Below are 19961 nucleotides of genomic sequence, written 5' to 3'. Positions count from 1 at the left end.
CCGGCGGATCGTCGTCACGTGCCACCACGGCGCCCCGTAGGGGCGCGGGGAACTGCGCGACAAGCCACGACGTGCCCGCAGTCGGCCCCTCGGGGTGGTGTGTCAGCTGCGGGCCGTCGCGGGCTGATCGCGCAGTTCCCCGCGCCCCTACGGGGCACTGCATGATCCGCCGGACACGCTCTAGGACCGCGCCCCGTTCTCATGGGCTGGCCGGCCCCCATGGGCTCGGCGGCCTCGTGCCCACCGCGCCCCGACGGGCCCCCGATGGGGCCTGTCCCCGCCCTTGCCCCGGCAGGGCCCGCGCCCCGGCCCCCGTCCCGGCTGGATCCCGCAGCCGCTCTCGTCGGGCCTGCCGGCCCGGCTTGGGCCCCTGGGGGCCGCGCCCCCGCCCCACCCTGGGGGCAGCGGGGCACCGCCCCCCGGCAGGGGCCGGTGCCGCCCCGGGCCCGGGCCCAGGGGCAGGCCGCGCCCCGCCCCGGCAGGGCCCCGCAGGCCCCCGCCGGGGCCCCCGCCGGCGGCCGGCGGGGGCCCCGGCGGGGGTCGTATCGTTCGCGTCGTGTCGGTGGCCGGGGTAGACATGGGGTATGGCCCGAATCCGGGGCCGCACCTGGAGGCCCTCGGGCCGCTGGTTCGCCGTGGCGGGCACCCGCAGTGTCGCTGGTCAGATGTTCGTGCTGCAGGTGCTGATCGTGCTGCTGCTCGTCGTGGCCGCGGCGGTGACCCTGCTGATCCAGGCGCGGAGCGACAGATTCCAGGCGGCGCGCGACCGCTCGCTCGCCGCTGCCGAGGCGTTCGCCCACGGCCCCGGTATGGCGCAGACGTTGCGCGGGCCGGATCCGAGTTCCGTGCTGCAGCCGTTGTCGTTGGATGCGGCGCGGCAGGGCGGCGTGGACTTCATCGTGGTGATGAACCGGCAGGGCATCCGCTACACCCACCCGGACCCGAAGCTGATCGGCAAGCGTTTCGTCGGCACGATCGCCCCGTCGCTGAGCGGCCATACGACCATCGAGCAGGTCAACGGGCCCCTGGGCCAGGAGCTGCAGGTCGTGGTCCCGGTCACGGACGGTGGCCGGGTCGTCGGCATGGTGTCGTCGGGGCTGAAGGTGGCCTCCGTCAGTAGTGCGGTCGACCAGCAGTTGCCGCTGGTCATCGGGGCGGGCGCGGTCTCCCTGGTGCTGGCCACGGCCGGTACGGCCCTGGTGTCGCGGCGGTTGCGGCGCCAGACGCGTGGTCTGGGGCCGGCCGAGATGACCCGGATGTACGACCACCACGACGCGGTTCTGCACGCCGTGCGCGAGGGTGTGGTCATCGTCGGCGGCGACGGCCGCGTGGTGCTGGCCAATGACGAGGCGCGGCGCCTGCTGGACCTGCCGGAGGACGTCGAGGGCCGCGCCGTGGGTTCGCTGGGTCTGGACCCCCGGATGGCGGAACTGCTGCAGTCGCGGCGCGTGGCCAGCGACGAGGTGCTGCCGGTCGGCGACCGGCTGCTGGCGGTCAACAACCGGCCGACGGACCGCGGCGGCGGCCCGCCCGGCAGTGTGGCGACCCTGCGGGATTCCACGGAGCTGCGGGCGCTGGCGGGGCGCGCGGAGGTGGCCCGCAGCCGGCTGCGGCTGCTGTACGACGCGAGTGTGGGCGTCGGCACCACGCTGGACGTGCAGCGCACCGCGGAGGAGCTGACGGAGGTGGCCGTGCCGGGCTTCGCCGATTACGCCACCGTGGACCTGGCCGAGCCGGTCCTGCGGGGCGAGGAGCCGAGCGGGGCGGTGCGCGGGGACGAGGCGGTGGTGCGCCGGGTGGCGCTCAACGGGGTCACCCGGAATCCGCCGCTGTACAAGGCGGGCCAGCTCGTCACCTTCGCCGGGCCGACCCCGCAGGCGACGGGGTTCGTCAGCGGCAGTCCCGTCCTGGTGGGGGATCTGCAGACCTCGAAGGGCTGGCGCACCCAGGACCAGGAGCGCACCCAGGCCGTGCTGGACTTCGGTCTGCAGTCGCTGATCACCGTGCCGCTCAAGGCCCGCGGTGTGCTGATGGGCATCGCCAATTTCTGGCGGGGCCGCGACAGCGGGCCCTTCGAGGAGGAGGATCTGTCCCTGGCCGAGGAGCTGGCGGCCCGGGCTGCCGTGTGCATCGACAACGCCCGCCGCTACACGCGCGAGCACGCCATGGCCGTCACCTTGCAGCACAGCCTGCTGCCGCGCGCCCTGCCCGAGCAGAACGCCCTCGACGTCGCCTACCGCTACCTGCCGGCCCAGGCGGGGGTGGGCGGCGACTGGTTCGACGTCATCCCCCTGCCGGGGGCCCGGGTCGCCCTGGTCGTCGGCGACGTGGTGGGCCACGGTCTGCACGCGGCGGCGACGATGGGCCGGCTGCGTACGGCCGTGCAGAACTTCTCCGCCCTGGACATCCCGCCGGACGAGCTGCTGGGGCACCTCGACGAGCTGGTCACCCGGATGGACCAGGAGGCGGACGAGGGCGACGGCGACTCCGCCGTGGCCGGTGCCACCTGCCTGGTGGCCATCTACGACCCCTCGACCGGCATGTGCTCCCTGGCCCGGGCCGGCCACCCGCTGCCCGCGCTGGTGCATCCCGACGGCACGGTGGAGTTCCCCGAGATGCCGGCGGGGCCGCCGCTGGGCCTGGGCGGGCTGCCCTTCGAGGCGGCCGAGATGCATCTGCCGGAGGGCAGCAGCCTGGTGCTGTACACGGACGGCCTGATCGAGGACCGCCGTCGCGACATCGACACGGGCCTGCGCATCCTCACCAGCACCCTGGCCGTGGCGGACCGCAGCCCGCAGGACACCTGCGAGGCCCTCCTGGGCGCCCTGCTGCCGGACCGGCAGACCGACGACATCGCCCTGCTGGTGGCCCGTACGCATCTGATCGCCCCGCAGGACATCGCCGAGTGGGAGCTGCCGGCCGACCCGGCGGTCGTCGGCCGCGCCCGCGGGGACGTCACCCGGCAGCTGTCGCAGTGGGATCTGGAGGAGCTGTCCTTCACCACCGAGCTGATCCTCAGCGAGCTGATCACCAACGCGATCCGGCACGCCTCGGGGCCGATCAGGGTACGGCTGCTGCGCGACCGCACCCTGATCTGCGAGGTCTCCGACACCAGCAGCACCTCGCCCCACCTGCGCTACGCCGCCGAGGAGGACGAGGGCGGCCGGGGCCTGTTCCTCGTCGCCCAGCTGGCGGACAGGTGGGGCACCCGGTACGTGCCGGGCGGCAAGGTCATCTGGTCGGAGCAGTCCCTGACCGGCGCGGGCCTGGCGGGCATCGACCTGCTGGACGTGTTCTGAGGCCGGCCCCGCGACGGGTGGCGCTCAGCCCCGGGAGGTCACCAGGGCGTCGTTGTGCAGCGGCGGGTCGCCGAGCACGTGCACGCGCCGCAGGTGGCGCGGCGAGCGGCTGGCGAAGGCCTCGCGGCCGTGCAGCAGCGTGTAGTTGTCGGCGACCACGACGTCGCCGGTGCGCCAGGCGTGCGCGTACAGGTGACGCGCATCGTGCAGGGCCGCCTGCAGGGTGCGGTGGAACTCCGCCAGCTGCTCCTCGGGCACGCCGGAGAACCGCAGCTCGGGGCGGTTCAGGAACGTCTCGCCCGGCGGCACGGGCTCGTTGTAGCGGATGACGGCGTAGCCGGCGGGGGAGGTGGTGACGACGGGGGAGAGGCACTCGCCGGCGTACTGCGAGGCGTCCCGGCTGTAGCGGCCGGTGACCTGCTCCCACAGCCGGCGGTGCGCCGGGTCGGCCGTGCGCAGGACGGCCTCGGTCTGGGAGAAGGTGGTGCGCCCGCCCTCGTGCTCGCCGGGGGCGGTGACGCAGTGGAAGATCTGGAACTCGGCGATCTCCTCGCGGTACATGCCGTCCCAGTGCAGCGGCACGTACCGGTGGTCGAATATGTGGTCGACGGGCTGCTCGTGCTCGACCAGTTCGAGCACGGGCCCGTAGGGCCACATGCCGATCTCGCCCCACCGGGTGCAGTACTCGGTGAGCTCGTCGGCGTCGCGCGGTCCGGCGAAGCCGCGCAGGAGCAGCAGGTGGTGGGCGCGGGCCAGCTCGCGCAGCCGCTCCACGGGCAGGTCGCCGACGCGGGCGTCCGGCGTCGCGGCGTCGATGCGGACGCCGAACGGCTCCAGGGGCACGAGCGGGTGGCCGGCGATCCGCTCGCCGGCTGCGGCAGTGGTCATGGGATGTCCTCGGGTCGGGGGGAGGGGGCGGGTGTCCGCTCAGGCGGCGGCGACGGCGGCGGGCAGCGCGTAGTGGGCGGGCCGGCCGTCCACGAGCACCGGTTCGGCGCCCAGCTCCTCGGCCTCCTGACGCTTCATCAGCACATAGTCGCCGCCGGCCGTGCGCAGCGCCACGCTGTGCCAAGGAGTGAGCCAGTTGTCGGGGGTGTCCACCAGGTGGATGCCGAGTTTCTCCGCGCCGCACGGGTGCGGGTGGATCGACAGCCGCACGGCGCCGGGGAAGCGGTCGCCGAGCAGGTCGCCCCATGCCTTACTGCGCTGCATGACCGCGTACGCCCGGGTGCGGGCATCGCGCTGGAGGGCGGCGCGGCTGCCGGGGTACTCGGGGGTGTTGGCGTCCTCGAACAGGAAGCGGGTCATGGCCCGGTACAGGGCGACCTCCTCGCCGGCGCGCACCCGTGCGCGCAACTCCTCCAGCGGCTCGGCGTACTGCTCGCACAGCACCTCGCGCATCCGGTCGTGGCCGAGCCCGGCCAGCTCGGGGATGTCCTCCAGGTTGAACAGGTCGATCCCGGCGGGCTGCGGCAGGGCGTCGATGAGGTGCCGCATCTCCTGCTGGTAGGCGGTGATGTCCGCGTCGGGGATGCCGACGACGTCACCGAAGACCCGGCCGTCGGAGCAGATGAGGATCCGTGCACCCGGCGCGTACACCTCGCGGATGCGCCGGGTCAGCCCGGCGAGGAACTCCAGCGCGAGGCGCTCGGCCGTGTCGGGCAGGGCGCCCAGCACCTTGGCGGTGTTCGGGGACTTGCCGGGGAAGGCGGGCAGCACGAAGAGTACGGGCTCGCCGGCGGCCACGTACCGCTCCACCTGCGGCAGGTGGGCGTCGCGGCAGGCGGGGCAGGAGCCGCCGGCCGGCGGGCGGGCGTCGTGCGCCGACGCCGTGCGCTGGTGCCGCAGCACCAGCTCCATGACGCGCTGTGCGGTGCGTCGGACGTCGGAGTCGTCCATCGTGGGGCCATCCTTCTGATTCGGTGCAGTCTTCCGGTGCGATGCAGTGACCTGCCATCCTGGCGAGAGCTGGAACTTTCAAGTAATCCCATTGATCCATAGGATGCGGTTATGGACCTGGAAGTTCGCCATCTCAAAGTGGTCTGCGCGATAGCCGAGGCCGGCAGCATCACCCGGGCGGCCGCCGCGCTGGGCGTCTCCCAGCCGAGCCTGGCCGCACAGATCCGGCGCATCGAACGCCTCCTGGGCGGCGCGCTGTTCGTCCGCTCGCGGCAGGGCGCCGCCCCCACCGCGCTGGGCGAGTTCGTGCTCGCCCGGGCCCGCTCGGTGCTGCCCGGCATCGAGGCGATCCAGCGCGAGTCTGCGCTGCACGCCGGCTCCACCAGCGGCCGCCGGCCCCTGCGCTACGTCGCCACGCCCGGCCCGCTCGCGGTCGGCCTGGTCCGCGAGTTGCAGGACCTCTTCCCCGGCTCCCGGCCCACCCTGCGCACCGAGGCGAGCCTGGCCACCGCGGCCGCGCTGGTGGCCAGCGGCCAGCAGGACCTGGCCACCGGCACCGAGTTCCTGCGTCCCGGCGCCGAACTGCCCGCCGACCTCGGCCGGGTGACCGTCGCCGTCGAACCCGCCTTCGTCCTGCTGCCCGCCACCCATCCTCAGGCCACCCGCCCCGTCGTCGACCTCGCCGACCTCGCCGACGCCGACTGGACGCTGCCCGCCAACCAGGGCAACGGGCTCTTCGAGGTCTTCAGCGAGGCCTGTGCCCGGGCGGGCTTCACCCCGGCCGTCCGGCACGACGCCGAGGCCGGCGCCGCCCGCGAACTCATCGCCGACGGCCAGGCCGTGGGCCTGGGGCAGGCCACCTTCCGCGGGACGCCCGGCGTCGTGCCCCGCCCGCTCGCGGGCACGCCCCTGCGCATCCGCCACCTCCTGCTGTGGCACCGGCGCGGCGCCCTCGGCGACCACGCGCCCGCCGTCGCCGCCCGGGCCGACCGGGTCTACGCCGCAGCCGTGCGGCGCAGCCCGCACTACCTCGACTGGCTGGCCGAGAACCCCTCAGTCGTGCGCTGACCGCACGCCGGGCCCGGCCGCGGCCCCGGTGTCGGCGAGGTCGGCCACGGCGGCCAGCACCCTCGGCCAGACCGGCGAGCGCGGGTCGATCGGCGCGAAGTGGTCGGCTCCCGGCAGCTCCTCCAGCGTCACCGCGTCGCCCAGCCGCCGCGCCCGGGCCGCGTACGCCCGGCTCATCGCGAGCGGCACCTGCGCGTCCGCGGTGCCGTGCAGCAGCCTCGCGCGCACCCCGGCCGGCAGCAGCCACCCGGGGTCGGCCAGGGCGTAGCGCTGCGGCACCCGCGCGGGCGCACCGCCCAACAGGGCCCGTACCGCGCCGCCGTCGAGGTCCCACAGGGCGGCCAGCCCCAGCGACGTACAGCCCGCGAGACACAGCACGCCGGCGCCGGCCGGGGGCCGGTGCCAGCGCGAGCGGGCGGGCAGCCGGTGCCGGGCGGCGGCCCACAGCACCAGGTGGCCGCCGGCCGAGTGCCCGGCCCACACCTGCCGGGCGGGATCGGCGTCGTAGCGCAGGGCCAGGGGCCCCACCGCGTCCGTGGCGGCCGCGATGTCGTCGAACGTGCCGGGCCAGCCACCGCCCGCGCCGGTGCGGCGGTACTCCGGCACCACCACCATGTAGCCGCGCGCGGCCAGCGCGTGCGCCATGGGCCGCAGGTGCCGACGGTCGTACGCGGCCCGCCAGAACCCCCCGTGCACCACCAGGACCACCGGTGCCCGCGCCCGCGGCGCCGGCCACACCTCCACCACGTGTTCCCCGTGCCTGCCGTAGCGCTCGGTGCACGGCGGTGGCGGTGCCGGCCTGGTGAGCACGTCCCGACCCATGGCGCACCATCCCCCGTCGTACGGCAGCGAGTCGAGCACGGACCCGGCCATCGTCGCATCGCCCCGGCGCGACGGTAAGCCCCGCAAGCCGGTGCGACCCGCGGGTAATTGGGGACGTGGCGCGGGCGCCCCGGGTGCTACCTTCCGACTCTGCACGGCTTTTTGTTCGCTTCTTCCTTCTTCCTTTTTCCTTCAAGGAGACATGACCACATGAACGCCCTTGCCACCGAACCCGTCCGCATCCTCGCGATATCCGGAAGCCTGCGGGCGGCGTCCGTGAACACCGCCGTCCTGCGCGCCGCCGCTGCGCTGGCCGGCACCGACGCCAAGGTGGAGATCTGGGACGGCCTGGCCGCCGTCCAGCCGTTCGACGAGGACCACGAGGCCGAGCCCGGCGCCGGCGTACGCGAGCTGCGCGCGGCCATCGAGTCCGCCGACGCCCTGCTGTTCGCCACCCCCGAATACAACTCCTCCGTGCCGGGCCAGCTGAAGAACGCCCTCGACTGGGCCTCCCGCCCCTACGGCGCCTCCGCCCTGGGCGGCCGCACGGCGGCCGTCGTCGGCGCGAGCCCCAGCGCCTTCGGCGCCAAGTGGGCCCAGGCCGAACTGCGCAAGGTCCTCACCAACTCCGGTGTCGAGGTCGTCGGCGAGGAACTGTGCATCGCCAAGGCCCACGAGGCCCTCGGCGAGGACGGCCTGCCCGTGGACGAGGAGCTGCGCGCCGCGCTCGCCGGCGTCGTCGGCGCCCTGGTCGAGAAGGTGCGCGCCGACCGGGCCGCCTGACGCGGCACCCGCCTGCGACCGGCCGGTCCGTGCCCCGGGGGCGCGGACCGGCCGTCGTGCGCGATGGCGCGATCCTTTCGGTCGGCCCCAGAGCCTTACCGGTTCGTCGCACGCCGTAACCGGCGCGGTGGGACGATCGTCCGGTCGCCGCGCCGGTGCACGAGCCGTGCGCGCGGCGCGATCCGGCGGCATGCGCGAGGGTACGGGGAGACGAAGTGGTACTGGACCGGGCGACCGTCGTCTCCGAATGGCTGCTGCCCGCCGCGGTCTGCGCCCCCGTCACCTGGGTGTGTCTGGTCGCCCGCTTCCGCGAGGAGGGCCGGCTGCTGGGCACCGCCCGCTCGTCCGCGCTGGCCCTGTGCGTGGTGCTGTGGACCTCCGGCATGGCCGCCCTGGCCAGCGGCCTGCTGCTGCCGCACGCCTCCAGCGTGCCGCCGCTGGCCGTCGGTGCCGTCACCGGCTGGGGCGTCCTGCCGCGCGGCCGCGGCGAGCAGAACGGCAGCCGCGCGGCCCTGGCCGTGCTGACCCTCGGCAACTCCCTGTTGCTGCACCAGCTCGCGCTGCGGCTGCGCGCCGACCGCGCCGCCTGGTGCGAGCGCCTGGCCACCGGCTTCCGCGACTGCTGGGACCTCGATGCCTTCGCCGGCGACGTCCGCCGGCACCTGCTGCTGCGGGTGGACGTGCCCGGGCGCACCGGCCGCACCCGCACCCACCTCAGGCGGGAGATCAACCAGCGGTACCAGGACGTGCGGGGCGCGGCCCAGAAGTGGATCACCCTGGAGACGAAGGTGGAGAAGGCCTGCCAGCAGCAGGGCCGCGGGCCGCACCGCGAGGAGCTGCGGCAGGTGCGGCGGGCGTTCGGCGAGGCCGAGCAGTACCTGCAGTTCCTGCTGGAGCTCGAGCATGCACACGGCAAGCGCGACGGAGCCGCCCGCCTGGAGGCGCTCAAGCAGCGCTATCTGCCGGAGCCGGCGGGGGAGCAGGAGAGCCGGGCCGGCGGGGCCGGGCCGCAGCCGTCCGCCGAGGCAAGCGTGCCCCGTAGGGGCGCGGGGAACTGCGCGACAAGCCACGACGCGCCCGCAGATGGGGTCCAGAGGTAGCGCGTTCGCCTGCGGGCCGTCGGTGGCCGCCGTCGGTGGCCGTTCGCGCCCGCGCGGCGGCAGCCGCGGATCGGCAAGCACTGCCCCGCGCCCCTGTGGGGCGCACCTGCGGGGCGCTCAGCGGTGGGGCGAGCGGGCGTAGGGGAGTGCCGGGGACGGCTGCGGGGTGTGCTGCGCCGGGGATTCCCCGGCCGGGCCGTCGGCCGGTCGCGGGGCGGCGTCCAGGAAGGTGATCTCGACTCTCGCGTCGAGGGATTCGGCGACGGCGGCGAGCGAGCGCAGGGTGAGGTTCTCGTCGCCGGAGAGGATCTGGCTGACGCGGCCGGGGGAGACGCCCATGCGGTCGGCCAGGTCCTTGCGGGTCATCTCGCGTTCGGCCAGCAGCCCGGCCAGCGATGCCGTGGTGCGGCGGGCCAGCCGGGCCCCCGCCTCCTGTGCCGCGTGACCGCTCTCGGTGCTCTTCCGCCAGGCCATGACCGCCCCCACCCGTCCGCCGTCACCGTCGCGCGCGCCCCTGACGGGCCGGTGGGCGCGCGCCCTGGGGATGTCCCTGGATGCAGCATGCCACCTTTAGCCCTGGCTAAAAGCCGGATGCGGGACGAAGAACAGGTCGTCCTCATGAGGAGGATCCCCTTCCTCGGCCGGTGACCTGGGAAGAAGAGGTTGACGACAACTTTCGGCCAGATCCCGGGAATTCACCCCGGCGGCGGCGTCACGCCGGGGCGCAGGCGCCGGTGACGAGGAGTCTTCTCAACCCCCGGCCCCGCCCCTACCATGCGGAGCGCTCCGAGTCCCACGGGCCCGGGAGGGCCGGTGGATTGTCATGCGCATGGCTTCGTTTGGGTGTGACGCGCCGTCCGCCCGGGCCGGCCGCACGCAGGGCGCCCACCGGCCGACACTTCCTCCCGCCGCCCGCATCGCACCAGGTCCCGCCGCCCACCCCCACCGCTCGGGGGCGCCGTGCGCACTGCACGGGCGGCAGACCGGAATTCGTCCCTCCCACGGGTCCTGCGCGGCCCCGTGGACAACCGATTGGAGCACCATGCCCACCGGCCTGCTCACCGCCGGCGCGATCGCCGCATTACTGGCGACGCCGCTGTCGACGAACGCCCCGTCCTCGGTCATCACCAACCCGCCGCCGGACAAGATCGTCATCGAGGTCGCCACCGTCAACGGCTCGGGCTGCCCGGCCGGGACCGCCGCCGTCGCGGTCTCGCCCGACAACACGGCCTTCACCGTGACCTACAGCGACTACCTCGCCCAGGTCGGCGTGGGCTCCAAGCCCACCGACTTCCGCAAGAACTGCCAGCTCAGCCTGAACGTGCACGTCCCCCAGGGCTTCACCTACGCCATCGCCAGCGCCGACTACCGCGGCTACGCCCAGCTCCAGGGCGGCGCCTACGGCGTGGAGAAGGCCTCGTACTACTTCCAGGGGTCGCCCGTGACGACCCCGAGCAGCCACACCTTCCGCGGCTCGTACTCCGACAACTGGCAGGCCACCGACGCCGTGCCCATCGCCTCGCTGGTCTGGGCGCCCTGCGGCGAGCTGCGCAACTTCAACATCAACACCGAGCTGCGGGTCAACGCCGGCACCTCCGACCCCTCGAAGACCACCAGCTTCATGACCATGGACTCCACCGACGGCAGCATCAACACGATCTACCACCTGGCCTGGAAGGAATGCCCCAGATCCTCCTGAGGGCCCGCCCGGGCGCGGGTCCGACCCCTGCGCCCGGGCACGTGTCCTCGCTCACAGCGACTTTGTGGCGAAAACCACCTGTCCCACCTGCCTCTATCGCTCGCTGTGACCACAGAGTCACCCGTAGGGTATAGACCTGTGGCGGAAACCGAGCGACTGTTGGGGGATTCCACCCCCTCGACCGCCCCAGAGCCCGATGCCTGCTTTCAGCCGCGACACCGTGAGTCCCGAGCCGGTCACCGCCCCTCGGGGACTCCTCGCCCGGCCGGACCGCGCAGCCCCCTGGTGCCTGCACGACCCCGCCGCCTCCTGGCCCGTCCACCGCACCCCGCCCTCCGCGGCCCTCGCCCTGCCCGCCGTCCCCGGCTCCGTGGCGGCCGCCCGCCGCTTCAGCAACCGCCTGCTGGCCGAATGGGGCCTGAGCGAGCTTGCCGCCGACGCCGCACTGCTGCTGTCGGAGCTGGTCACCAACGCCATCGTGCACGTGCCCCCCGGCTGCGGCGACGTCCGCCTCGTCATCGGCCGCACCCCCCGCCACCTGCTCGCCCAGGTCACCGACGCCGGCGGCTGCCTGCCGCTGTGCTCCGAGGCCGGCCCCGACAGCGAGGGCGGGCGCGGCATGTGGCTCGTCGAGCAGATCGCCGCCGCGTGGGGCCACCACGCCAGCGCCGGCGGCAAGACCGTCTGGTTCACCCTTCCCCTCCCGGACGCCGCACCCACCGGCTAGCCGCCCGCGGGCTGCGCGCCGGGCCGTTTCGGAGAGAACATGGAAGGCGTTGCGGCACGACGGCGAGGAAGGGATCCGAAAAGCCGGCCGGTCGGACCGGCACGAGGCCGCCGCACCACCCCGAGCGGGCGGAAGGAAGACCTCGCATGGGCACCACCGACGCATTCCGGCGGGACACGGGCCGGGCGGCCAGCCCGTACGAGCCCGGCGGCCTGCTCGACGTGCTCGGCGTGGCCGCGGTCGTCCTCGACCAGGACGGCCGGATCACCCTGTGGAGCCCGCAGGCGGAGGACCTCTTCGGCTGGACACCGGCCGAGGCGCTCGGACAGTACGCGGCCCGGCTCATGGTCGACGAGGAGCACGTCGCCGAGGTGCTCGACCTCTTCGTGAAGGTCATGAGCGGCGGCGGCATCTGGGCCGGCACCTTCCCCGTGCGGTGCAAGGACGGCAGCAGACGCCTGCTGGAGTTCCGCAACATGCGCCTGGAGGACAAGGACGGCGGCGTCTACGCCCTGGGCATCGCCACCGACCGGGCCGTCCTGCGCGACGTCGAGCGCGACCTGGCCCTGTCGCTGCGCCTGGTGGACCAGTCCCCGATCGGCCTCGCCGTCCTCGACACCGAGCTGCGCTTCGTCCTGGTCAACCCGGCCCTCGAACAGATGCAGGGCCTGCCCGCCCGGTCGCACATCGGCCGGACCGTCACCGAGGCCATGCCCTTCCTCGACACCCAGGAGGTCGAGGCGAACATGCGCAGGGTCCTGGCGACGGGCACCCCGATGCTCGACATGTTCCACCAGGGACCCGTCGCCGACCCCGCCCTCGGCATCCGCACCCGCCTGGTCTCCTTCTACCGCCTGGACGACCCCGCCGGCCGCCCGCTGGGCCTCGCGGCCTCCGTCGTCGACGTCACCGACCGCCAGCGGGCGGCCGACGAGGCACGGCGCCGGCTCGCCCTGATCGCCGACGCCTCCGTCCTGATCGGCACCACCCTCGACCTCGACCAGACCGCCCGCGAACTGGCCGAGGTCGTCGTGCCGAGCCTGGCCGACGTCGCCGCCGTCGACGTCCTCGACACCGCCCTGCAGCTGGGCACCGCACACGCCGACGACCCCGGCACGGCCGTCTTCCGGGCCCTGGCCGTCGCCTCCTCCGACGCCGACGACGCCGTACGCGCCGCCGACCCGCCGGGGGAGATCGCCCAGTACGACGCCGACCGGCTGGTCACCCGGTGCGTGCGCACCGCCCGGCCCGTGCACCTGCCCCGCGTCACCGCCGAGGACCTGCCCCGCATCGCCCGCGACGAGCAGGCCGCCGAGCTGCTGGGCCGCGCCGGGCTGCACTCGTACATGGCCGTGCCGCTCATCGCCCGCGGCGAGGTGCTCGGCGCCCTGGACCTCAAGCGCACCCGCAACCCCGAGCCCTTCGACGAGGACGACGTGGTGCTCGCCGGCGAGCTCGCCGCCCGGGCGGCGGTGTGCATCGACAACGCCCGCTGGTACCAGCGCGAGCGCGCCACCGCCCTGACCCTCCAGCGCAGCCTGCTGCCCCAGCGGCCGACGGACCTGGTGGGCCTGGAGGTCGCCTACCGCTACCAGCCCGCCGGATCGGCCGGCCAGGTCGGCGGCGACTGGTTCGACGTGATCGCCCAGGGCGGCACCGAGAGCGCCCTGGTCGTCGGCGACGTCATGGGCAGCGGCATCACCGCCGCCGCGGCCATGGGACAGCTGCGCACGGCCGCCCGCACCCTCACCGGGCTGGGCCTGGACCCCGCCCAGGTGCTGCACCACCTCGACCGCACCGCCAGTGGTCTCGACCAGACGATCGCCACCTGCGTCTACGCCGTCTTCAACCTCGGCCGCTCCTGCTTCCGCGTCGCCAACGCCGGCCACCTGCCCCCGGTGATCGTCCGCCCCGGCCGGCACCCCCAGCTGCTGGAGCTGCCCACCGGCGCCCCGCTGGGCGTGGGCGGCGTGCCCTTCGAGACCGTCGAGGTCCCCCTCGCCCCCGGCGACCGCCTCGTGCTCTACACCGACGGCCTGGTGGAGACCCGCGACGAGGCCATCGACGACCGCCTGCAGGTCCTGGCCGACCTCCTCGCCGACGCCCCCGAGGACCTGGAGGCCACCTGCGACCTGCTGCTCACCGAGCTCCGCGAGAACGACGCCCAGGACGACGTCGCCCTCCTCGTCGCCCGGGTGCGCCCTGCGCAGGTGTGAGCCGTGGGCGACCCGGGCCGCACCGGGTGCGGGCCGTATAGTGGGAAGCGCCCTTGACCTGCACCGACGCAGGCAGGGAGCCGAGAATCCCGGAGTGCCGATGTACCGCACCATGATGAAGTCCAAGATCCACCGCGCCACGGTGACGCAGGCCGACCTGCACTACGTGGGATCGGTGACCGTCGACGCCGACCTGATGGACGCCGCGGACCTGCTGCCCGGCGAGAAGGTCGACATCGTCGACATCAACAACGGGGCGCGCCTGTCGACCTACGTCATCGCCGGTCCCCGCGGCTCCGGCGTCATCGGCATCAACGGCGCCGCCGCCCGCCTGATCAGCCCCGGCGACCTGGTCATCCTCATCGCCTACGGCACCATGGACGACGCCGAGGCCCGCACCTTCACCCCGCGGGTCGTCTTCGTCGACGAGCACAACGCCGTCGCCGACCTCGGCGGCGACCCCGCCGCCGTGCCCGAGGGCTCCGGGCTGCTGCGCGGCGACCGCGTGGCGGGCTGACCGCCCGCCCCGCCGCCGCGGCCGCCCGTCAGACGGCCACACCTGCCGCCCGGGCGATCGCCCGGGCGGTCAGCGCACCGGCCGCCAGCACCCGCGGGTCCGTGCTCGGCAGGCAGCGGTCCGTCGCCGGGTCGTACGCGGCCATGACCGGACCGGCGTGGTCGGCGTCCACCTCCTCCAGCGAGGCCGGCCAGCGGCCCACCGACAGCGCGTCGCGCAGCCGCCGGGAGCAGGCCACGTCCATCAGCGGGTCCGCGGTGCCGTGCACCAGGCTCACCGGCACCGGCAGCGGAAGCCCCGGGCCCTGGCCCGCGAGGTCCGTCAGCGGTGCCACCCCCGTCGTGCGGGCGGGCAGGTCGTAGCGCGAGGCGATGCCCACCACGGCGGCCGGCCGCCAGCCGCCGGTCACCTCCGGGCGCAGGGCCAGGCCCAGCGCCGCGGGGGCGCCCGCCGACCAGCCGGCCACCACCATCCGCTCCGGATCCCCGCCGAGCGCCGCCGCACGGGTACGGGCGAACTCCAGCGAACCCAGCAGGTGCGCCCGACCGCCGTCCGGCTCGTCCGAACGCCAGTCGGGCACCAGGACCAGCAGGCCCAGGGCCGCCACCGCCTCGGCCAGCGGCCGCAGCAGGTGGCGTTCGTCGGGGGTTATGCCGTGCCACAGCAGGGCGGTGGGCAGCTTCTCGCCGCCCGCCGCGGGCCGGAGGATGTCGACGAGCTTGCCGTTCTCTGCGGTGGCGAACTCGTAGTGCACATCGGAACGTACGGTCACGGCGGCCCTTCCCACTGATCTGATGGTCGTCAAGGACCGTATCAACCGCCCCCGCTCACACCCTTTCCGCAGGTACGCCCTCGCCGGCCGGCTGCCGCGGGACGCGCGGCAGCGCGGCGAACGCGGTGGCCACCCGCACCAGCCACTCCGTCTCCGCCGCCAGGTCGGTGCGCGCCGCGTGCCCCGCGTCCTCCTCCGCCCGGGCGGCCGCGGCCGCCCGGCCCTGTGCCCGGCGTTCCAGCGCGGTGCGGGTGCGCACCGCCTCCACATGGGCGCGCAGCGCCTCACCGCTCAGCCCGGCGGCCCGGCCCTCGCGGTCGGCCCGCTCCTCCTCGTCCGGGCCGGCGAACGCCCGCAGGGCGAGCTGGCCGTCGCGGATCTCGATGACCCGGCGGTAGAGCCGGAACTCCAGTTGCCCGAACGCCAGTCGGTCGGCCAGGGCGCTGCGCGGCGGCGTGAGGGCGATCGTGGGCACGGCCCCGTGGAGGGCGGCCCACAGCGGGTACAGGCGCCGGTGGCGGCGGTAGGCGCGCAGCCAGTTGCCCACCGAGGCCACCCGCGGCCCCCACCCCGGCAGTGTCCAGCCCACCAGGGTCAGCGCCGAACCCACGTCGCCGCACAGCCAGGCGAAGTCCTCCCAGGCGCGCACGTCGAAGTGGAAGACCGTGCCCAGGACGTTCCCGGCCCGCACGGCGCCGTAGCCCAGGCAGATGAACGCCCCGGCCGCCGTCACGCGCAGCCCGCGCCGCAACCAGGTGCGCCCGGCGACCTTCGCGTACCGCCGGCAGACCCGGCATACGTTCGCTTCGCCGACCAGATAGACGGCGATGTACAAGGAGAGGTACGCGACGTAATAGGGGTCGTGCACGTAATAGAGCGTGAAGTCCTTCACCCTCTGGTCGGTGGGCGTCAGCAGACAGAACAACGTGATCAGCGCCGCCACCGCGGCCGCGCACGAGCCCAGTTGCCACCGCGCCACCCGCCGCGCCTCCTCCGGCGGGCGGGCCCAGTACGTCAGGACCACCTGCTGGCCGAAGACGAGCGAGAGCACACAGGACTGCGCCAGCACGGCCGCCATGTTCGGCACGCCCGTGATCCGGTCGACCTGCACCCACACCGGGGGCAGCGAGACGAAGAAACTCATGCCGGAGAGCGCGAAAACGGCGCAGAGGGCGAGCAGTGCCGGATCCCGGGGATCCTTTCGCAGGGCACGTACTTTATAGAAAAGGCCGCACCAGGCGGCCAGGGCTCCGAGGGAGTGCAAGACGGTGACCATGCCGCTCACCCCTCGTCCTGATGCGTGCCGCGCAGCGAGCGGTCGAGCCGCTCGACGGTGGCGGCCGCCTCGCTGGGCACGCTCCAGTTGCGTTCCAGGGGCTTGCGATTGGCCTCCTGGAGGATCAGCGACGCGACCATCTCGGCCTCCTGCTCCTCGGCCGAGGTGTAGTACGTGCGCTGCAGGACGCCCTGGACCATGCGGGGATCCAGGTTGGGCAGCAGGAGCCGGGCGGTCTCCGCGCCCATGACGGCGTTCTCCTTGTGCCCGCAGACGACGTGGCCCAGTTCATGGGCGATGATGTGTTCCTGGTGCAGCGGACTGGTATCGCGTTCGTAGAAGATGTAGTCGACATCCGGTGCGGATATCCACAATCCGCAGGGCCCGTCGGCGGGGAGCCGGACGGCCTCCAGATGAATGGGGCGACCATGCCGGTCGGCAACCCGGCGGCACAGTTCCCAGACGTCGAACGGCGATGGAATGTCCAGGCCGCGAACCAGCTCCAGACTTCGCTGGTGCAACCTCTTGAAATTCACGGGATTCCCGTAACTAGGCGCTTCTTTCCGGGGGACTCGTCCGGTTCGTCGGAAGGCCTTCCAACTCGCGGACACGCTCGATCACTTCATTGATCGAGTGCAGGCTCTCGGGGGACAGCCCGGCCGCGCGGAGTGCGACGCGCTGCACCTGGGTGTCCCGCAGAGCCACCAGCAGCCGGAGGTCGGCGTTGACGGCCTCCGTCACCTGGTCGTCGAAGAAATAGGCCGGAGGTACGCCGAAGAATTTCGCCAGTGCCTCGACGTGACGAAGTGTCGGATTGTTGCGCTGGCCCTTGCGCAGCAGCCAGATGTAACTGCCGGAAATGGGCACGCCTCCAGCGGTGATCTCGCGTGCCACTTCTTCCGTGGTGTACGGCTCCCGGCCGGCCGGTACCACCGTCCTGAAGAGGTGGTTGAGCTTGTCGGCCAGGGTGTTCTCCGCGGACTCGGCCGTGGCGTCGGAGTCGTTCATGATCGCACCTCCCTCCCGCGGTCAATCTAGCTTACGGGTGCCGGGAGCGGTCCATACGGCCGCGCGTACCGGTCGCGACGACCTGGTGGGCGCCGCCCGCGCCGGCCCCGCGGAGCCGGCGCCGCCGGTCCGCCGAACAATCCCGGTTGACAGGCCCTGGGCTCGCTGCCTAGCGTCCTGGGTGTCGACGGATCGACTGGTGTTGGACGCGGCTCCCAGGAGCGATCCACGTCAGTTGGACGGAGCGGGCTTCCAGACACCTGCCCCGTCCGAGTGCGCGATCCGCCGGCGGCCGGAGGTCCTGCTGGAGGGGGTGTGCTCATGACGGTTGTGCAGCCGTGGGAGCACCGTGCCACTGGGCGGACCGCCGGCCCCACCGGCCGGCCGCGAGCCGCTCGTCTACGGGGGGATGAGCGGAACGCGGTCAGGTCGGGGGGAGTCGCGGGTCAGCCGTGCCCGCCCCGGCGGCCGGGGCGGACATCCGGCCGGGCGGCCTGCCGCTCACACAGGCGGCCCGGCCACCCGCGGCCACTCGCCGCCGGGAGGCGGCCATGACCGCCGCCGTACGTACCGCAGCCATCGACTTCACCCTGCTGGGACCGGTCGCCGCCCGCGTCGGCGGACGACCCGTCACCGTCACCGGACGCAGGCAGCGCGTCGTCCTGGCCCTGCTCGTCCTCGCCCGCGGTCGCGTCGTGCCGATGCGCACCCTGATCGACGCCGTGTGGGGCGACCGGCCACCGCTGGCCGCGCGCGCCGCCGTCACCCGCTCGGTCCTGGCCCTGCGCAAGGCCTTCCGCGACGCCGGCCACACCGGCCCGCTCATCGTCGCCACCCGGCCCGGCTACCGGCTGCTCCCCGGGCGGAGCGGCATCCACGACGACGTGTGCGCCTTCGAGGCCCTGGTCGCCGCCGCCGAGGAGGCCGCGGTCCAGGAGGAGTTCGAGGAGGCCGCCACCTTGTACATCCGCGCGCTCGCCCTGTGGCGCGGACCGGCGCTGGACGGCGTCGGCGGCCCCGCCACGGAGATGGCGGCCGCCGACCTCGGCGCGCGGCGCACCGAGACCTGCCGGGCCCTGCTGGGCGTGGGCGAGAGCCAGTTCGAGGCCGGCTTCGTCGACGAGGCCGAGACCACGTTCCAGGCCGCCCTGTGCGCGGCCGAAGCACTCGACGACCCGCTGCCGGCGGCCGAGGCCAACCTGGCGCTGGGCCGCCTGTGCGAGACGTTCCACCGCACGCTCCGGGCCGGCCGCCACCTGGCCGCGGCCCAGCGCGCCTTCCGCCGGGCCGGCCTGGAGGCCACCCTGCCGGCACCGCCGCCCGGCACGCCGCCCCTCCTCGACCTGATCCCCCGCCAGCCCGGCCGCATCCGCGGCTCGGCACCGCGGCGCCCCTGAAGGGGCGCGGGGCAGTACCCATCTGCGGCTGCCGCCGCGCGGGCGCGACAAGCCACGACGTGCCCGCAGACGGGGTGCCGCGCGACTCGCCGGGCAAGCCCCGGGCCCGCACGAAGACCCGCCTGACAGGCTCCGGGGCCTGCACCCCCGTAGGGGCGCGGGGAACTGCGCGACCAGCCACGCGACGGCCCGCGGTCGACCCGCGACCGAAGCACCTCGTCTGCGGGCGCGTCGTGGCTGATCGCGCAGTTCCCCGCGCCCCTACGGGACGCCGTGGCTGCGGCTCAGCCGGCGGCGGCCTGACGGTCCAGCTCCTGCGCCGTCGGGTACGACGGCTGCGCGCCCGGCCGCGTCACGGCCACCGCCCCCACCCGTACCGCGAACCGGGCCGCCTCCTCCAGTGACGCACCGCCCGCCAGCCGTACCGCCAGCGCCCCGGTGAACGCGTCCCCCGCCCCCGTCGTGTCGACCACCTCGGCCGGTACGCCCGGCACCCGCACCGGGCGCCCGTCGGCGCCGAGCACCAGTGCGCCCTCGGCGCCCAGCGTCACGACCACCGACCGCGCCCCGCGACGCCGCAGCTCCGCGGCCCACTCCTCGGCCGTGTCGCCCGCGGCCTGCGACAGTTGCCGCGCCTCGTGCTCGTTGACGACCAGCGGATCGGCCACCGCCAGCACCTGCTGGTCGACGGACGCCGGCGCCGGCGAGGGGTTGAACACCACCCGCGCGCCTTCCTCCTCGGCCACCGCCGCCGCGGCCCGCACCGTCCGCGCCGGCACCTCCAGTTGAAGCGAGACCACCGCCGATGCGGCCACCAGTGCGCGGGCAGCCGTCACGTCGGCGGGGGACAGGCGGGCGTTGGCGCCCGGGGAGACCACGATGGCGTTGTCGCCGTCCGGCCCGACCACGATCGTCGCGGTGCCGGTGCGCGCCCCGCGCTCGACCAGGACATGCCGCACGTCCGTACCGGCCTGTCGCTGGGCGTCCAGCAGCAGCTGCCCGTGGGCGTCGTCGCCGACCCGGGCCAGCAGGGCCGTGCGGGCCCCCAGCCGGGCCGCCGCGGCCGCCTGGTTGGCGCCCTTGCCGCCCGCCGACTCGACGAGGTCGCCGCCGGTGACGGTCTCGCCGGGCCCGGGTCGCCGGTCCACCCGCACCGTGAGGTCCGCGTTGGCGGAGCCCACCACCAGTACGTCGTAACCAGGCACTGTTCCTCCGTCCTCCCGCTCCTGGCCTGGTCGGCCAGGCAATCGCCAGCCTGCCCGCATCACCGGCGTGGCATTCAGGTGACGGCCGTCACGCACAGGCGTCAGCGCTCCCACGAGCGTAGCTGTGCGTGAGGAAAACGCAGCTCCGAGTCGCGAACGTGTCCGACCGGGGT

General features: G+C 74.4%; 18 protein-coding genes. 9 read left to right on the top strand and 9 right to left on the bottom strand.

Annotated features, from left to right (window positions below; all coding sequences use genetic code 11):
- Positions 1 to 665: 665 nt before the first annotated feature.
- Positions 666 to 3299, top strand: a complete 2634-nt coding sequence (locus AB0K17_RS27535; protein ID WP_365967459.1) for a SpoIIE family protein phosphatase — start codon at positions 666 to 668, stop codon at positions 3297 to 3299.
- Between the two features lie 24 nt (positions 3300 to 3323).
- On the opposite strand, the gene AB0K17_RS27530 is transcribed toward AB0K17_RS27535, so the two are convergent.
- Together AB0K17_RS27530 and AB0K17_RS27525 are read right to left on the bottom strand one after the other, a co-directional pair.
- Complete coding sequence (locus AB0K17_RS27530; protein WP_365984636.1) at positions 3324 to 4187, bottom strand: TauD/TfdA family dioxygenase; 864 nt, start codon at positions 4185 to 4187, stop codon at positions 3324 to 3326.
- A gap of 39 nt (positions 4188 to 4226) precedes the next feature.
- Positions 4227 to 5198: an isocyanide synthase family protein gene (locus tag AB0K17_RS27525; RefSeq protein WP_365984635.1), complete on the bottom strand. Its 972-nt coding sequence runs from the start codon at positions 5196 to 5198 to the stop codon at positions 4227 to 4229.
- Between the two features lie 111 nt (positions 5199 to 5309).
- Between AB0K17_RS27525 and AB0K17_RS27520 the strand changes: the two genes are divergently transcribed.
- The gene (locus tag AB0K17_RS27520; protein WP_365984634.1) at positions 5310 to 6266 is read left to right on the top strand and encodes a LysR family transcriptional regulator; all 957 of its coding nucleotides are present in this window, start codon (positions 5310 to 5312) and stop codon (positions 6264 to 6266) included.
- Here AB0K17_RS27520 and AB0K17_RS27515 read toward each other — a convergent pair.
- Positions 6252 to 7139, bottom strand: a complete 888-nt coding sequence (locus AB0K17_RS27515) for an alpha/beta hydrolase (RefSeq protein ID WP_365984633.1) — start codon at positions 7137 to 7139, stop codon at positions 6252 to 6254. The two genes, AB0K17_RS27520 and AB0K17_RS27515, sit on opposite strands and share 15 nt — an antisense overlap.
- Positions 7140 to 7298: 159 nt before the next feature.
- On the opposite strand from AB0K17_RS27515, the gene AB0K17_RS27510 reads away from it, so the two are divergent.
- Both AB0K17_RS27510 and AB0K17_RS27505 read left to right on the top strand, forming a co-directional pair.
- Complete coding sequence (locus AB0K17_RS27510; protein ID WP_365967429.1) at positions 7299 to 7871, top strand: NAD(P)H-dependent oxidoreductase; 573 nt, start codon at positions 7299 to 7301, stop codon at positions 7869 to 7871.
- Positions 7872 to 8086: 215 nt separating this feature from the next.
- Entirely contained in the window at positions 8087 to 8971 is an 885-nt protein-coding gene (locus tag AB0K17_RS27505; protein WP_365984632.1) for a hypothetical protein, read from the top strand.
- Positions 8972 to 9088: 117 nt separating this feature from the next.
- Here the strand turns inward: AB0K17_RS27505 and AB0K17_RS27500 are convergent, their stop codons facing one another.
- Positions 9089 to 9445 (bottom strand): helix-turn-helix transcriptional regulator, encoded by a 357-nt coding sequence (locus AB0K17_RS27500; protein WP_365967426.1) that lies wholly within the window; start codon positions 9443 to 9445, stop codon positions 9089 to 9091.
- A gap of 568 nt (positions 9446 to 10013) precedes the next feature.
- On the opposite strand from AB0K17_RS27500, the gene AB0K17_RS27495 reads away from it, so the two are divergent.
- The 4 genes from AB0K17_RS27495 to panD all read left to right on the top strand — a co-directional run bounded on the left by AB0K17_RS27495 (position 10014) and on the right by panD (position 14130).
- Positions 10014 to 10670 carry a DUF4360 domain-containing protein gene (locus tag AB0K17_RS27495; protein WP_365967425.1) on the top strand — a complete coding sequence of 219 codons (657 nt, stop codon included), beginning with the start codon at positions 10014 to 10016 and terminating at the stop codon, positions 10668 to 10670.
- A gap of 220 nt (positions 10671 to 10890) precedes the next feature.
- Positions 10891 to 11397: an ATP-binding protein gene (locus tag AB0K17_RS27490; RefSeq protein WP_365967424.1), complete on the top strand. Its 507-nt coding sequence runs from the start codon at positions 10891 to 10893 to the stop codon at positions 11395 to 11397.
- Positions 11398 to 11543: 146 nt separating this feature from the next.
- The gene (locus tag AB0K17_RS27485) at positions 11544 to 13613 is read left to right on the top strand and encodes a SpoIIE family protein phosphatase (protein WP_365984631.1); all 2070 of its coding nucleotides are present in this window, start codon (positions 11544 to 11546) and stop codon (positions 13611 to 13613) included.
- Positions 13614 to 13713: 100 nt separating this feature from the next.
- Positions 13714 to 14130, top strand: coding sequence for an aspartate 1-decarboxylase (panD, locus tag AB0K17_RS27480; protein WP_344436263.1), 417 nt, complete (start codon positions 13714 to 13716; stop codon positions 14128 to 14130).
- A 28-nt stretch (positions 14131 to 14158) separates the two neighbouring features.
- Here panD and AB0K17_RS27475 read toward each other — a convergent pair whose 3' ends face one another.
- From AB0K17_RS27475 to AB0K17_RS27460, 4 genes are read right to left on the bottom strand one after another with little or no spacing between them, the layout of a single operon-like run.
- A complete protein-coding gene (locus tag AB0K17_RS27475; protein ID WP_365967422.1) occupies positions 14159 to 14902 on the bottom strand; it encodes an alpha/beta hydrolase in 744 nt (247 codons plus the stop codon).
- 55 nt (positions 14903 to 14957) lie between these two features.
- The gene (locus tag AB0K17_RS27470; RefSeq protein ID WP_365984630.1) at positions 14958 to 16178 is read right to left on the bottom strand and encodes an MAB_1171c family putative transporter; all 1221 of its coding nucleotides are present in this window, start codon (positions 16176 to 16178) and stop codon (positions 14958 to 14960) included.
- Positions 16179 to 16183: 5 nt separating this feature from the next.
- Entirely contained in the window at positions 16184 to 16699 is a 516-nt protein-coding gene (locus AB0K17_RS27465; RefSeq protein WP_344436267.1) for an ImmA/IrrE family metallo-endopeptidase, read from the bottom strand.
- 28 nt (positions 16700 to 16727) lie between these two features.
- Positions 16728 to 17186, bottom strand: coding sequence for a helix-turn-helix domain-containing protein (locus AB0K17_RS27460; protein ID WP_344436268.1), 459 nt, complete (start codon positions 17184 to 17186; stop codon positions 16728 to 16730).
- 551 nt (positions 17187 to 17737) lie between these two features.
- Between AB0K17_RS27460 and AB0K17_RS27455 the strand changes: the two genes are divergently transcribed.
- Complete coding sequence (locus AB0K17_RS27455; protein ID WP_365984629.1) at positions 17738 to 18583, top strand: BTAD domain-containing putative transcriptional regulator; 846 nt, start codon at positions 17738 to 17740, stop codon at positions 18581 to 18583.
- 284 nt (positions 18584 to 18867) lie between these two features.
- On the opposite strand, the gene rbsK is transcribed toward AB0K17_RS27455, so the two are convergent.
- Complete coding sequence (gene rbsK / locus AB0K17_RS27450) at positions 18868 to 19788, bottom strand: ribokinase (protein ID WP_365984628.1); 921 nt, start codon at positions 19786 to 19788, stop codon at positions 18868 to 18870.
- Positions 19789 to 19961 lie beyond the last annotated feature (173 nt).

The sequence above is a fragment of the Streptomyces sp. NPDC049585 genome, assembly GCF_040675615.1.
Taxonomy (GTDB): Bacteria; Actinomycetota; Actinomycetes; order Streptomycetales; family Streptomycetaceae; genus Streptomyces; species Streptomyces luteosporeus.
The sequence above is the reverse complement of the archived record's forward strand: the minus strand, read 5'-3'. Positions and strand labels throughout refer to the sequence as shown.

Bases quoted from the DNA above. Each gene is read 5' to 3' on its own strand.
- AB0K17_RS27515 (WP_365984633.1), bottom strand. From the start codon at position 7,139: ATGGCCGGGTCCGTGCTCGACTCGCTGCCGTACGACGGGGGATGGTGC.
- AB0K17_RS27535 (WP_365967459.1), top strand. From the start codon at position 666: ATGTTCGTGCTGCAGGTGCTGATCGTGCTGCTGCTCGTCGTGGCCGCG.
- AB0K17_RS27495 (WP_365967425.1), top strand. From the start codon at position 10,014: ATGCCCACCGGCCTGCTCACCGCCGGCGCGATCGCCGCATTACTGGCG.
- AB0K17_RS27500 (WP_365967426.1), bottom strand. From the start codon at position 9,445: ATGGCCTGGCGGAAGAGCACCGAGAGCGGTCACGCGGCACAGGAGGCG.
- AB0K17_RS27455 (WP_365984629.1), top strand. From the start codon at position 17,738: ATGACCGCCGCCGTACGTACCGCAGCCATCGACTTCACCCTGCTGGGA.
- AB0K17_RS27520 (WP_365984634.1), top strand. From the start codon at position 5,310: ATGGACCTGGAAGTTCGCCATCTCAAAGTGGTCTGCGCGATAGCCGAG.
- AB0K17_RS27530 (WP_365984636.1), bottom strand. From the start codon at position 4,187: ATGACCACTGCCGCAGCCGGCGAGCGGATCGCCGGCCACCCGCTCGTG.
- panD (WP_344436263.1), top strand. From the start codon at position 13,714: ATGTACCGCACCATGATGAAGTCCAAGATCCACCGCGCCACGGTGACG.
- AB0K17_RS27460 (WP_344436268.1), bottom strand. From the start codon at position 17,186: ATGAACGACTCCGACGCCACGGCCGAGTCCGCGGAGAACACCCTGGCC.
- AB0K17_RS27525 (WP_365984635.1), bottom strand. From the start codon at position 5,198: ATGGACGACTCCGACGTCCGACGCACCGCACAGCGCGTCATGGAGCTG.
- AB0K17_RS27510 (WP_365967429.1), top strand. From the start codon at position 7,299: ATGAACGCCCTTGCCACCGAACCCGTCCGCATCCTCGCGATATCCGGA.
- AB0K17_RS27470 (WP_365984630.1), bottom strand. From the start codon at position 16,178: ATGGTCACCGTCTTGCACTCCCTCGGAGCCCTGGCCGCCTGGTGCGGC.
- AB0K17_RS27485 (WP_365984631.1), top strand. From the start codon at position 11,544: ATGGGCACCACCGACGCATTCCGGCGGGACACGGGCCGGGCGGCCAGC.